Source organism: Pseudomonas tructae, from assembly GCF_004214895.1.
GTDB lineage: Bacteria > Pseudomonadota > Gammaproteobacteria > Pseudomonadales > Pseudomonadaceae > Aquipseudomonas > Aquipseudomonas tructae.
The window spans coordinates 1,505,419-1,518,422 of record NZ_CP035952.1 but is presented as its reverse complement, the minus strand read 5'-3'; the positions used below and the strand labels follow the sequence as shown (position 1 = coordinate 1,518,422).

The 13,004-nt window shown below is 65.2% G+C and carries 10 protein-coding genes; 8 read left to right on the top strand and 2 right to left on the bottom strand.

Annotated elements, in window-relative coordinates:
• The first annotated feature begins 46 nt into the window (after positions 1–46).
• The 8 genes from tatA to nagE all read left to right on the top strand — a co-directional run bounded on the left by tatA (position 47) and on the right by nagE (position 8,529).
• Entirely contained in the window at positions 47–271 is a 225-nt protein-coding gene (gene tatA / locus EXN22_RS06900; RefSeq protein ID WP_130263355.1) for a twin-arginine translocase TatA/TatE family subunit, read from the top strand.
• On the top strand, positions 271–549 hold the full coding sequence (gene tatB, locus EXN22_RS06895) for a Sec-independent protein translocase protein TatB (protein WP_130263354.1): 279 nt from the start codon (positions 271–273) through the stop codon (positions 547–549). The genes tatA and tatB overlap by 1 nt, the downstream gene beginning before the upstream one ends.
• The gene (tatC, locus tag EXN22_RS06890) at positions 549–1,310 is read left to right on the top strand and encodes a twin-arginine translocase subunit TatC (protein WP_130263353.1); all 762 of its coding nucleotides are present in this window, start codon (positions 549–551) and stop codon (positions 1,308–1,310) included. Before tatB ends, tatC begins: the two co-directional genes overlap by 1 nt.
• A 127-nt stretch (positions 1,311–1,437) precedes the next feature.
• On the top strand, positions 1,438–2,169 hold the full coding sequence (locus EXN22_RS06885; protein ID WP_130263352.1) for a GntR family transcriptional regulator: 732 nt from the start codon (positions 1,438–1,440) through the stop codon (positions 2,167–2,169).
• 10 nt (positions 2,170–2,179) lie between these two features.
• Positions 2,180–3,277 carry an N-acetylglucosamine-6-phosphate deacetylase gene (nagA, locus tag EXN22_RS06880; RefSeq protein ID WP_130263351.1) on the top strand — a complete coding sequence of 366 codons (1,098 nt, stop codon included), beginning with the start codon at positions 2,180–2,182 and terminating at the stop codon, positions 3,275–3,277.
• Positions 3,267–4,289 (top strand): SIS domain-containing protein, encoded by a 1,023-nt coding sequence (locus EXN22_RS06875; protein WP_130263350.1) that lies wholly within the window; start codon positions 3,267–3,269, stop codon positions 4,287–4,289. The genes nagA and EXN22_RS06875 overlap by 11 nt, the downstream gene beginning before the upstream one ends.
• A gap of 19 nt (positions 4,290–4,308) precedes the next feature.
• Positions 4,309–6,849 carry a phosphoenolpyruvate--protein phosphotransferase gene (gene ptsP / locus EXN22_RS06870; protein ID WP_130263349.1) on the top strand — a complete coding sequence of 847 codons (2,541 nt, stop codon included), beginning with the start codon at positions 4,309–4,311 and terminating at the stop codon, positions 6,847–6,849.
• 12 nt (positions 6,850–6,861) lie between these two features.
• Complete coding sequence (nagE, locus tag EXN22_RS06865; RefSeq protein WP_130263348.1) at positions 6,862–8,529, top strand: N-acetylglucosamine-specific PTS transporter subunit IIBC; 1,668 nt, start codon at positions 6,862–6,864, stop codon at positions 8,527–8,529.
• A gap of 77 nt (positions 8,530–8,606) precedes the next feature.
• On the opposite strand, the gene EXN22_RS06860 is transcribed toward nagE, so the two are convergent.
• Both EXN22_RS06860 and purL read right to left on the bottom strand, forming a co-directional pair.
• Positions 8,607–8,918, bottom strand: coding sequence for a Nif3-like dinuclear metal center hexameric protein (locus EXN22_RS06860; protein WP_130266768.1), 312 nt, complete (start codon positions 8,916–8,918; stop codon positions 8,607–8,609).
• Between the two features lie 2 nt (positions 8,919–8,920).
• Positions 8,921–12,820, bottom strand: coding sequence for a phosphoribosylformylglycinamidine synthase (purL, locus tag EXN22_RS06855; RefSeq protein WP_130263347.1), 3,900 nt, complete (start codon positions 12,818–12,820; stop codon positions 8,921–8,923).
• Positions 12,821–13,004 lie beyond the last annotated feature (184 nt).

Sequence of the window (13,004 nt, the reverse complement as noted above, 5' to 3'; positions counted from 1 at the left end):
CCAGGCAGGATAAGGCCTTCTTTTTCATGAGCTTGGAGCGTTTTTCATGGGTGGTATCGGGATCTGGCAGTTGCTCATCGTACTGATGATCGTGTTCATGCTGTTCGGCACCAAGCGCCTCAAGGGCCTGGGTGCAGACGTTGGTGATGCGATCCAGGGCTTTCGCAAATCCATGGGCAACGGGCCGAGCGAGGAAGACTCCATCAGCCAGGCCAAACCCCAGGCGCCACTGCAGGCCGACAGCGTGCAGCACACGGAACACCAGCGCTGATGTTCGAAGTCGGCTTTACCGAACTGCTGCTGGTGGGCATCGTCGCCCTGCTGGTGCTTGGCCCCGAGCGCCTGCCGGTGGCAGCACGCACCCTGGGCCGCGGTGTTGCCCAGGCCAAGCGCGCCTTGGCCACCCTCAAGGCCCAGGTGGACCGCGAACTGGACACCCAGGCCTTGAGCCAGGAACTCGATGCCCTGCCCTTACAGCGCCTTGAGCAGGACTTGCGCTGCGGCGTCAGCCTGCAACCGGACAACAGCCCAACCAGCGGAACCCCTTGATGGACACAGCAACCCAAGATTCCGGCATGCCGCTCACAGGCCACCTGCGCGAATTGCGCAGGCGCCTGCTGCGCTGCCTATTGGCCATCGCCGTGATTTTCCTCGGTCTGTTCCCGTTCGCCCAGACCCTCTACACCCAGGTCTCGGAGCCACTGCGTCGCTACCTCCCCGAGGGTGCGAGCATGATCGCCACCAGCGTCACTTCGCCGTTCCTGGCGCCGTTCAAACTGACCCTGATGGCGGCCTTGTTCGTGGCCATGCCGGTCCTGCTGCATCAAGCCTGGAGCTTCATAGCCCCGGCCATGTACCGCCAGGAAAAACGCATTGCCCTGCCGTTGCTGGTGTCGAGCATCGTGCTGTTCTACTCGGGCATGGCCTTTGCCTTCTTCGTAGTGTTCCCGATGATGTTCGGCTTCTTCGCCAGCGTCACCCCGGACGGGGTGGCGATGATGACCGACATCGGCCTGTACCTGGACTTCATCCTCGCCCTGTTCCTGGCCTTTGGCCTGGCGTTCGAAATCCCGGTGGCGACCGTCATCATCGTCTGGGCCGGCGTCACCGACGTTGCCACCCTGCGCAAGAGCCGCCCGTATGTGATCGTCGGCTGCTTTGTGGTCGGCATGCTCCTGACCCCGCCGGATGTGTTCTCGCAAACCTTGTTGGCGGTGCCGATGTGGATTCTGTTTGAAGTCGGATTAGTGGCCTGTGGTTTTGCAGGAGTGCAGGTGCGGCGAGCCGACTTGCCCTGCGATCAGGCTTGAATCCATCGCGGGGCAAGTCGAGGCGTCGCACCGCCGCTCCCACTCACTCCAAACGGACAAGTGGTATTGACGTGGTATTCAAGTGGTATTAAATTTTTAATACCACTCGCCATCTGAAGCCATCGCCATGTCCCCGTTGACCGCCCTGCGCCCCGACGACACCCTGGCCACCCCACTGTACCTTCAGGTGGCACGCAACCTTGAACAGGCCATTCATGCCGGGCAATGGAAAGCCGAGCAGGCGTTGCCGTCGGAAAGAAGCCTGAGCGAAGCCCTGGACATCTCCCGGGTCACCGCACGCAAAGCCCTGGAGGTACTGCTCGAACAAGGCCTGATCCGTCGTATCCAGGGCTCCGGGACCTTCATCACCCCACGTCTGGAACAGCCGCTCTCACGCCTGTCGAGCTTCAGCGAAATGCTCCGCCTGAAAGGTTTCACGCCCACTTCGCAGTGGTTAGAGCGCAGTGTCGACGCGCCCTCGGCCGATGAACTGGTGCGCCTGGGCCTGTCGCCCAACGAACAGGTGGTGCACCTCAAGCGCCTGCGCAAGGCCGACGACATTGTCATGGCCGTCGAGTACAGCACCCTGCCCGCCCGCTTGCTGAGCAACCCCGAAGCCATCGGCGATTCGCTGTACCAGTACCTCGACCAGATCGGTAAGCCGGTAGTGCGCGCCCTGCAACACATTCGCGCAATCAACGCCAGCGCCGAGCTGGCCGCACGGGTCGGCATCCAGCCTGGCACCGCCATGCTGCTGATGACCCGGGTTGGCTACCTCGACGACAACACCCCCATCGAACTGACCGACACCTACTGTCGCGACGACTACTACGATTTTGTCGCCGAGCTGCGACGCTAGCGGAGCCCCCATGAGCGAACACAACATACTCACCCCCACGGGCTGGGTACGCGGACGCCTGTTGCTGCGTGACGGCCGCGTCGCCGCCATCGACGGCCAGCCGTGCGACCCGCAGGACAACGATCTGCCCTATGTGCTGCCCGGTTTCATCGACCTGCACGTGCATGGCGGCGGTGGCAGCGACGTCATGGAGGGTGCCAGCGCCTTCGCCACCATTGCCCGCACCCACGCACGGTTCGGCACCACATCGCTGCTGGCCACCACCATGACCGCGCCCAAAGAAGAACTGACCCGGGTGCTGGGCGAACTGGGCACCTATGCACGCCAGCCGCGCAGCGATGGCGCCCGGGTGCTGGGTGTGCACCTGGAAGGCCCGTATATCAACCCCGGCAAGCTCGGCGCCCAGCCCAATTTCGCCCACCTCGGATTGCTTGAAGAGGTCGATGCCTATCTGGCCCTGGCCCCGATCAAGGTGATCACCATCGCCCCGGAAATTGCCGGCCACCTGCCATTGATCCGCACCTTGAGCGAACGCGGCGTGCGCTTGCAGATCGGCCACACCCTGGGCAGCTACGAAGAGGGCGTGGCGGCCCTTGAAGCCGGCGCTACCAGCTTCACCCACCTGTACAACGCCATGAGCGCACTGCATCACCGCGAACCTGGGATCGTTGGCGCAGCCCTGGCGCATGCGCGCTTCGCCGAACTGATTCCCGACCTGCTGCATGTGCACCCCGGCGCCATGCGCGTGGCCTTGCGCGCAATCCCGTGCCTGTACTGCGTGACCGATTCCACCGCTGCCGCGGGCATGCCCGATGGCGAGTACAAGCTGGGCAGCCACACCGTGACCAAATGCCTGGGGGGCGTGCGCCTGCCCGACGGCACCCTGGCCGGCAGCACCCTGACCATGGACCAGGCCCTGCGCAACCTGGTGAAGATCGGCCTGCCCCTGGCCGAAGCCTCCCAGCGCCTGTCGCAGTTCGCCGCCGATTACCTCGGCCTGCAAGAACGCGGGCGCCTGCAAGCCGGCAGTTGGGCCGACGCGGTAACCCTGGATCGCAACCTCAACCTGATCGGCGTAATGGTCGAAGGAGAACCCCTTGAGCTCTAAGATGCTTGCAGAAGCCCTGGCCTCGGCCAACGTCGTGCAGACTCAACTCGAGCGTTGCGACGCCCGTATCGCCGGTGTCGCCGAACGGTTGCGAGAACTTGCCCCCGCCGTCGCCCTGACCGTCGCCCGCGGCAGCTCCGACCACGCCGCCAGCTACTTCGCCTACCTGACCATGCAGCAGCTTGGGTTGCCGGTGGCCTCGCTGCCGATGTCGGTGGTGACCCTGCAGAACTCGCCCCTGCAGGTGCGCGGCCAGCTCGCTTTGGGCTTTTCCCAGTCGGGGCAGAGCCCGGACCTGGTCAACAGCCTGCAGACCCTGCGCGAGCGCGGGGCCACCAGCGTCGCCCTGGTCAATGCCGAAGATTCACCGCTGGAGCACGCCTGCCAGTACAGCCTGCCGCTGTGCGCCGGCCCGGAACTGAGCGTCGCTGCGACCAAGAGCTTTATCGCTACCCTCAGCGCCAGCGCCCGCCTGGTCGCCCACTGGCAGCAGGACCCGGCACTGCTCGAAGCCGGCCTCGCCCTGCCCGGGCAACTGCGCGAAGCGGCGGCCCAGGACTGGAGCCTGGCCATCGAGCAACTGCGCGATTGCCAGCGGCTGATGGTCATCGGCCGTGGCGCCGGCTTTGCCATCGCCCAGGAAGCGGCGCTCAAGTTCAAGGAGACTTCGGCGATCCAGGCCGAAGCCTTCAGCAGCGCCGAAGTCCGCCACGGCCCCATGGCACTGATCGATGCCCACTACCCGCTGCTGGTACTGGCGCCTCGCGGCGTGGAGCAGGCAGGCCTGCTGCAACTGGCCGAAGACATGCGCCAGCGCGGCGCCCGGGTGCTGCTGGCGGCGCCGGCGGATATCCCCCAGCGCAACCTGACCTTGAGCTGCGCCGCCCACCCAGGCCTCGACCCGCTGCTGGCGATCCAGAGTTTCTATGTCATGGCCGCAGGACTGGCCGAGGCCCGTGGCCTGGACCCGGATCAGCCCCGTCACTTGAGCAAAGTGACCCGAACTCACTGAGGCACCGAGGACCTTGCGCATGCTCAACAACAAGAACATCACCCTCCATGCCCCCCTCGAAGGGCCGCTGTTGCCACTGGACCAGGTGCCCGACCCGGTGTTCGCCGGCGGCAGCCTGGGCAATGGCATTGCCATCGACCCGCTCAACGACTGCCTGCAGGCGCCCTGTGCCGGTACTGTCATTCACTTGGCGAAAACCCTCCACGCCCTGACCTTGCGTGCCGACAACGGCGCCGAGATCCTCATGCACATCGGCCTTGATAGCGTGCAGTTGCAGGGCCGCGGTTTCGAAGCGCTGGTGGCCAATGGTGAACGGGTCGAACGTGGCCAGCCGCTGATTCGCTTTGACCTGGACCTGGTCGCGCAACACTGCACCAGCCTGATCACCGTGATAATCCTGAGCAACAGCAGCGACTACCGCTTGCTGCCACGCACGACCCGCTCGGTGACCCTGGGTGCGCCGCTGCTGGATGTCATTCCCAACGCTGATCTGGGCACTGTCAAAGCGGCCAGCACCGGTGAAACAGTACGCGCCAGCGCCAGAGTCGCTCATCACGGCGGCCTGCATGCGCGCCCTGCGGCCTTGCTGCGCCAGACCGCCCAAGGCTTTAGCAGCCACGCCGAGCTGCACTTCAACGGCCAGGTCGCCGCCCTCAACAGCCTGGTGGCGATCATGGGGCTGGGAGTGGGCGAGCAGGATGAAGTCGACATCGTCTGCAGCGGTGCCGACAGCGCAGCGGCCTTGCAAGCCCTGGTGGCGGCAGTCAGCACCGCGACCGTCGGCGAACAGCATGCCGCCCCGACCGTCAGCAGCCTGAGCAAACCTGTCGCCAACCTTGAGCCGGGCATCCTCAACGGTGTCTGTGCATCGCCCGGCCTTGCCAGCGGCCCGTTGGCGCGCCTGGACGCAATACGCCTGCCGCAAGATTCGGGCGGTCATCCACCTGGCCCGCAGCACCAAGCCCTCGATGACGCACTGGCCAGCGTCAAGCGTGCCATCGAAGCCGATCTGCAGCAGCTGCAACAAGGTGATGCCGCTGCCATCTTCGCCGCCCACCTGGCCCTGCTCGACGATCCGTCCCTGGTCGACGCCGCGCGCCAGCGCATCGACCAGGGTACCGCCGCCAGCCACGCCTGGAGCCAGGCCATCGACGCCCAGTGCGCGATCCTCAAGGCCCTCGACAAACCGCTGCTGGCCGAACGCGCCAACGACCTGCAGGATCTGCAGCAACGGGTGTTGCGCGCCCTGCTCGGCGAAACCCGCGAACTGGACCTGCCACCTTCGGCGATTATCGTCGCCCATGAACTCACGCCCTCGGACCTGCTGCTGCTCGACCAGCATGCGGTAGCCGGGCTGTGCATGGTTGCCGGCGGTGCGACTTCGCATGTCGCCATCCTCGCCCGCGCCCGCGGCCTGCCCTGCCTGGTAGCGCTGGGCACAGACCTGATGAACCTGCAAGCGGGCCAGGTACTGGTCGTGGATGCTGACCAGGCCCGGCTGGAAACCGCGCCAGATGCCGAACGCCTGGCCCAGGTCGCGCAGCTTCGCCAGCAACATCAGCAACGCCGCGCCGAACAGCAAGCCGCCGCCCAGAGCAGCGCGCAAACCCGTGACGGGCGCCTGATCGAAGTCGCCGCCAATGTCGCCTCGGCTGCCGAGGCCGCCCAGGCCTTGCGCCAGGGCGCCGACGGCGTCGGCCTGCTGCGCACCGAATTTCTCTTCGTCGACCGCCACACCGCCCCGGACGAACAGGAGCAACGCGGCGCCTACCAGGCCGTGCTGGACGCCATGGCCGATCGCCCGGTGATCATCCGCACCATCGATGTTGGCGGCGACAAACAGCTCGATTACCTGCCACTGCCTCACGAAGCCAACCCTGTGCTGGGCCTGCGCGGCATTCGCCTGGGCCAGCTGCGCCCCGAGTTGCTCGACCAGCAACTGCGTGCCCTGCTGCAGGTCAGCCCGCAACGCCGCTGCCGAATCATGCTGCCGATGGTCAGCGAGGTCGATGAGCTGCTGGCTATCCGTCAGCGCCTGGACCACCTGGCCGCCGAGTTGGGCATCAGCCAGCGCGCCGAGCTGGGGGTGATGATCGAAGTACCGGCCGCCGCCCTGCTTGCCGAGCGCCTGGCCGAACATGCCGATTTCTTTTCCATCGGCACCAACGACCTGTCCCAGTACACCCTGGCCATGGACCGTGACCACGCCGGCCTGGCCGCTCGTGTCGACGCCTTGCACCCGGCGCTGCTGCGCCTGATCGAACTGACCTGCCAGGGCGCGGCCCGGCATGGCCGCTGGGTTGGGGTCTGCGGCGCGCTGGCCTCGGACCCGCTGGCCACTGCGGTACTGGTTGGCCTGGGCGTCAGCGAACTGTCGGTCAGTGCCCCGCAGGTGGGCGAGATCAAGGCGCGCGTGCGCCAGCTCGATAGCCGCGAATGCCGCACCTTCAGTCAGCAGTTGCTAGGCCTGTCCAGCGCCCGTGCCGTGCGCCAGGCCTGCCAGGATTTCGCCGTACGCCCGACACACCCCCGCCACTCCCCCTTAAGCACAGAACAATAACCGGAGCGCACCATGTACCAGCACTTTATCCAGGGCCTGCAACGGCTCGGCCGCGCCCTCATGCTGCCCATCGCCATCCTGCCGATTGCCGGCCTGCTGCTACGGCTGGGCGACACCGACCTGCTCGACATCGCTCTGGTACATGACGCCGGACAAGCGATCTTCGCCAACCTGGCGCTGATCTTCGCCATCGGCATCGCCGTCGGCTTTGCCCGCGACAACAACGGCACCGCAGGCCTGGCCGGCGCCATCGGTTACCTGGTGCTGGTGTCGACACTCAAGGTGATCGACCCGCACATCAACATGGGCATGCTCGCCGGAATTGTCTGCGGCCTGCTCGGCGGCGCGCTGTACAACCGCTTCAAAGACATCAAGCTGCCCGAGTACCTGGCCTTCTTCGGTGGCCGGCGTTTCGTGCCGATCGCCACCGGGCTGTCGGCAGTGGGCCTGGGCTTGCTGTTTGGCCTGGTCTGGCCGCCTCTTCAGGACGGCATCAACAGCCTTGGCCAGCTGATGCTCGACAGCGGCAGTATCGGCGCGTTCTTCTTCGGCGTGCTCAACCGCCTGCTGATCGTCACCGGCCTGCACCATATCCTCAACAACCTGGTGTGGTTCGTATTTGGCAGTTTCCAGGGTGCCAACGGCCTGGTGGTGACCGGCGACCTGACCCGCTACTTTGCCGGTGACCCTCAAGCCGGACAGTTCATGGCCGGGATGTTCCCGATGATGATCTTCGGCCTGCCTGCCGCGTGCCTGGCGATGTACCGCCATGCCCTGCCGGAGCGGCGCAAGCTGATCGGCGGCATCTTGTTGTCGATGGCACTGACCTCGGCGCTGACCGGGGTGACCGAACCGATCGAGTTCGCCTTCATGTTCCTGGCGCCGCTGCTGTTTCTGATCCACGCGGTGCTCACCGGCCTTTCCATGGCCCTGTGCGACCTGCTCAATGTCCGCCTGGGCTTTACCTTCTCCGGTGGCGCCATCGACATGGGCCTGGGCTGGGGCCGCTCGACCAATGGCTGGATGGTGTTCCCGCTGGGGCTGCTGTATGCGCTTGTGTACTACTTCGTGTTCGACTTCTGTATTCGCCGCTTCAATCTGAAAACCCCGGGCCGCGAAGACCAGCCCAACGAAGACGCGCCGGTAGCGGACAGCAGTACGCCCCGTGGCACGCGCTACATCGAAGCCCTGGGCGGTGCTGACAATCTACTCTCGGTGGACGCCTGCACCACCCGCCTGCGCCTGCTGCTCAAGGACCGTGGCCTGGCCCAGGATGGCGTGCTCAAAAGCCTTGGCGCCATGGCTGTGGTGCGTCCAGGTTCGGCTGGCAGCCTGCAGGTGGTGGTCGGCCCGCTGGCCGATACCCTTGCCGATGAAATTCGCAATCAGTTGCCCCATGCCCTGGCGAAGGTCGTCGAGCCGTCGCAGGTGCAAGCCGAGGCGAGCCAAAGCATGGCCGCTGAAGAATGGCTGAGCGCCCTGGGAGGCAAGGACAATCTGGTGAAAGTGGATTGCGTGGCCCTGACCCGGGTGCGGGTCGAGGTCAAAGATGCGCGCAAGATGACACGCGAGCGCCTGCTGGCGTTGGGGTGCCTGGGGGTCAGTCCAGTGGCGGACGGGACCTGGCATTTGTTGATGGGCACGCGTGCTGCGGCCTTGAGTAACGCCTTGAATTCTTAGAAGCATCGCGGGGCAAGCCCGCTCCCACAGAGGTGATGGTGACCCTGTGGGAGCGGGCTTGCCCCGCGATATGGCCCTCAGAGGTCCGCGAGCTGCCAGACCTCATAAGCCGGGGTTTCATAAGGGTGGCTACCCTTGAGGGCAGCGACCACCGCGCCAATCAGCGCGTCAGCCACCACCAGCTCGACCCGCCACTCTTCGACCTGCTCGACCACGCCAGCCTGCCCGAGGAACGGCTGGCTGCCGTCCAGCGGGCGGAACTGGCCCTGGCCCAGCACCTGCCAGGCACAGCAGTCGTAGTCGCCGATGCGTCCGCCGCCAGCGGCGAACACAGCGGCCTTGACCACGTCCACATGGCTTGGCGGAACGAAGAAGGCCAGCTTGTGCACCCTTAGTTCACCCAGACGCGGGCGTTGCGGAACATGCGCATCCACGCCGCGTCTTCGTTCCAGTCATCCGGACGCCAGGAGTTCTGCACGGCACGGAAGACCCGCTCAGGGTGCGGCATCATGATGGTGACGCGACCGTCGCGGCTGGTCAGGCCGGTAATCCCGCGCGGCGAGCCGTTCGGGTTGGCCGGGTAGCTCTCGGTGACCTTGCCGTGGTTGTCGACGAAACGCAGGGCCACGCAACCGGACAGGTCGGCTTCGAGCAAGGCTTCGTCGCTGGCGAACTCGGCATGGCCTTCGCCGTGGGCGATGGCGATCGGCATGCGCGAACCGGCCATGCCCTGCAGGAAGATCGAGTTGGACTTCTGCACCTCGACCATGGCCACACGGGCTTCGAACTGCTCGGAACGGTTACGCACGAAGTGCGGCCAGAACTCGCTGCCCGGCACCAGCTCGTGCAGGTTGGACATCATCTGGCAACCGTTGCACACACCCAGGGTGAAGCTGTCGGTACGCTCGAAGTACTGCTGGAACGCTTCACGGGCGCGGCTGTTGAACAGCGCCGACTTGGCCCAGCCTTCACCGGCACCGAGGACGTCGCCGTAGGAGAAGCCGCCACAGGCCACCAGGCCCTTGAAGTCGTTGAGGTCAACACGACCGGCGAGGATATCGCTCATGTGCACGTCGATGGCATTGAAGCCGGCGCGGTCGAAGGCAGCCGCCATTTCCACCTGGCCATTGACGCCCTGCTCGCGCAGCACCGCCACTTGCGGGCGCACGCCTTTCTTGATGTACGGCGCGGCGATGTCCTGGTTGACGTCAAAGCCGAGCTTGACGCTCAGGCCCGGATTGTCTTCCTCCAGCAGCACATCGAACTCCTGATCGGCGCAATCGGCGTTGTCGCGCAGACGCTGGATCTGGTAGCTGGTCTCGGCCCACTGGCGTTGCAGCAGGCGACGATCGCCCTTGAACAGCTCTTCGCCGGCCAGCTTGATCAGCACTTCGCCGTTGTTGATCGGCTGGCCGATCACCGCGACGCAGTCTTCACCCAGGCCTGCGGCACTGAACTGGGCCAGTACATCCGGGGTGGCATCCTGGCGCACCTGGATCACCGCGCCCAGCTCTTCGTTGAAGAGGATGGCCGCGACTTTCTCGCGCTTGCTGGTCAGGGTGTCCAGTTCCAGGTCCAGGCCACAATGACCGGCAAAGGCCATTTCCAGCACGGTGGTCAGCAGGCCGCCGTCGGAACGGTCGTGGTAGGCCAGCAGGTGACCGTCGGCGTTCAAGCCCTGGATCACGGCGAAGAAGGCCTTGAGGTCTTCGGCGTCGTCGACGTCCGGGGCCGCGCTGGCCAGCTTGCCGTGGGTCTGGGCCAGGATCGAGGCGCCCATGCGGTTCTTGCCGCGACCCAGGTCGATCAGGATCAGGTCGGTTTCACCCTTGTCCATGCGCAGTTGCGGGGTCAGGGTCTTGCGAATGTCGGTGACCGGCGCGAAACCGGTGACAATCAGTGACAGCGGCGAGGTGACGGATTTCTCCGCGCCCTCTTCGCTCCACTTGGTCTTCATCGACATGGAGTCCTTGCCCACCGGAATGGTCAGGCCCAGCTCCGGGCACAGCTCCATGCCGACTGCCTTGACGGTGTCGTACAGGCGGGCATCTTCACCCGGGTGGCCGGCGGCAGACATCCAGTTGGCCGACAGTTTGATGTCGGACAGCTTGCCGATGTGCGCGGCAGCAAGGTTAGTCAGGGTCTCGCCGATAGCCATGCGCCCGGACGCCGGAGCATCGAGCAGGGCCAGCGGGGTACGCTCGCCCATGGCCATGGCTTCACCGGTGTAGACGTCGAAGCTGGTGGCGGTGACCGCGCAGTCGGCCACCGGTACCTGCCACGGGCCGACCATCTGGTCGCGGGCGACCAGGCCGGTGATGGTGCGGTCGCCGATGGTGATCAGGAAGCTCTTGCTGGCAACGGCCGGGTGACGCAGCACGCGCTCGACCGAGTCGTTCAGCGCCAGGGTGCTTGGGTCGAAGTCATCGCCCAGCTCCGCTTCGCGGGTCACCGAACGGTGCATGCGCGGCGGCTTGCCCAGCAGCACGTCGAGCGGCATGTCCACCGGGGTGTTGCCGAAATGGCTGTCGGTCACGGTCAGGTGCGGTTCGGCAGTGGCCTCGCCGACGACCGCGAACGGGCAGCGCTCACGCTCGCAGATGGCCTGGAAGCGCTCGAAATCGCCAGCGCTGACCGCCAGGACATAACGTTCCTGGGATTCGTTGCTCCAGATCTCGTGCGGGGCCATGCCCGGCTCGTCGTTTGGCACGTTGCGCAGTTCGAAGCGGCCACCGCGACCACCGTCGTTGACCAGCTCAGGGAAAGCGTTGGAGATACCGCCCGCGCCAACGTCATGGATGAAGGCGATCGGGTTGTTGTCACCCAACTGCCAGCAACGGTCGATGACTTCCTGGCAACGGCGTTCCATTTCCGGGTTCTCGCGCTGCACCGAGGCGAAATCCAGGTCAGCGGAGCTGGCGCCGGTATCGACCGACGAAGCCGCGCCGCCACCCAGGCCGATCAGCATGGCCGGGCCACCGAGGACGATCAGCTTGGCGCCGACGGTGATTTCGGCTTTCTGCACATGGTCTTCACGGATGTTGCCCATGCCGCCAGCGAGCATGATCGGCTTGTGATAGCCGCGCACTTCTTCACCGTGCGGGGTCTTGATCGACTGCTCGAAGGTACGGAAGTAGCCGGTCAGGGCCGGACGACCGAATTCGTTGTTGAATGCAGCGCCGCCCAGCGGGCCATCGACCATGATGTCGAGGGCATTGACGATGCGGTCCGGCTTGCCGTAGGCCTGCTCCCATGGCTGTTCGAAGCCCGGGATGCGCAGGTTGGACACGGTGAAACCGGTCAGGCCAGCCTTGGGCTTGGCACCGCGGCCGGTAGCGCCTTCGTCGCGGATCTCGCCACCGGAACCGGTGGATGCGCCGGAAAACGGCGAGATGGCGGTCGGGTGGTTGTGGGTCTCGACCTTCATCAGGATGTGCACCGGCTCCTGCACCGCGCCGTACTGGCGGGTTTCAGGGTTCGGGAAGAAGCGCCCGGCCACGGAACCGACGATCACCGAAGCGTTGTCCTTGTAAGCGGACAGCACGCCTTCGCTGTGCATCTGGTAGGTGTTCTTGATCATGCCGAACAGGCTTTTTTCCTGACTCTGGCCGTCGATATCCCAACTGGCGTTGAAGATCTTGTGGCGGCAGTGCTCGGAGTTGGCCTGGGCGAACATCATCAGTTCGATGTCGTGCGGGTTGCGCTTGAGGCCCTGGAAGCTGGTGACCAGGTAATCGATCTCGTCTTCGGCCAGGGCCAGGCCCAGCTCGACGTTGGCTTTTTCCAGGGCGGCGCGGCCACCGCCGAGGATGTCGACGGCGGTCAGCGGCTTGGGCTGGGCGTGGCTGAACAGGCTGGCGGCCTCGTCGAGCTTGCTCAGCACCAGTTGGGTCATGCGATCGTGAAGGATCTCGGAAACTGCCGCGACATCGGCGTCGCTCAGTTCACCGCCGACGTAGTAGGCAATGCCCCGTTCCAGGCGCTGGATGTTTTCCAGACCGCAATTGTGGGCGATGTCGCTGGCCTTGCTCGACCAGGGCGAGATGGTGCCGAAACGCGGAACCACCAGGAACAGGCGGCCGGCAGGCTCCTGGACCGGTACGCTTGGGCCGTACTTGAGCAGGCGCGCGAGCACTTGCTGTTGCTCGGCACTCAGTTCACCGTCAACCTCGGCGAAATGCGTGAATTCCGCATACAAACCACTAACAGCGGGGACTTTCTGGCTCAGTTGCTCGATTAACTTACCGTGGCGAAAGGCAGAAAGGGCAGGAGCGCCGCGCAGGATCAACATCGTCGGGACAGCCTCAGGAAGGGGGTGTGCTTAGAGGCCGTGCATTCTAGCCTAATTCAAGCGCTTCCGGCACCCGAAACACAGCATTGCGACACCTGGACATGTCGGCCCGGCAAAGCGGACTCGGGGGTCAAAAAAAACCCTCGATTTCTGCCCGAAATCGACCCCTATCGCAAAGATCGCT

What these genes read in the sequence shown, in the direction of transcription:
- tatA (WP_130263355.1), top strand. Translation starts at nt 47, where the DNA reads ATGGGTGGTATCGGGATCTGGCAGTTGCTCATCGTACTGATGATCGTG.
- tatB (WP_130263354.1), top strand. Translation starts at nt 271, where the DNA reads ATGTTCGAAGTCGGCTTTACCGAACTGCTGCTGGTGGGCATCGTCGCC.
- tatC (WP_130263353.1), top strand. Translation starts at nt 549, where the DNA reads ATGGACACAGCAACCCAAGATTCCGGCATGCCGCTCACAGGCCACCTG.
- EXN22_RS06885 (WP_130263352.1), top strand. Translation starts at nt 1,438, where the DNA reads ATGTCCCCGTTGACCGCCCTGCGCCCCGACGACACCCTGGCCACCCCA.
- nagA (WP_130263351.1), top strand. Translation starts at nt 2,180, where the DNA reads ATGAGCGAACACAACATACTCACCCCCACGGGCTGGGTACGCGGACGC.
- ptsP (WP_130263349.1), top strand. Translation starts at nt 4,309, where the DNA reads ATGCTCAACAACAAGAACATCACCCTCCATGCCCCCCTCGAAGGGCCG.
- nagE (WP_130263348.1), top strand. Translation starts at nt 6,862, where the DNA reads ATGTACCAGCACTTTATCCAGGGCCTGCAACGGCTCGGCCGCGCCCTC.
- purL (WP_130263347.1), bottom strand. Translation starts at nt 12,820, where the DNA reads ATGTTGATCCTGCGCGGCGCTCCTGCCCTTTCTGCCTTTCGCCACGGT.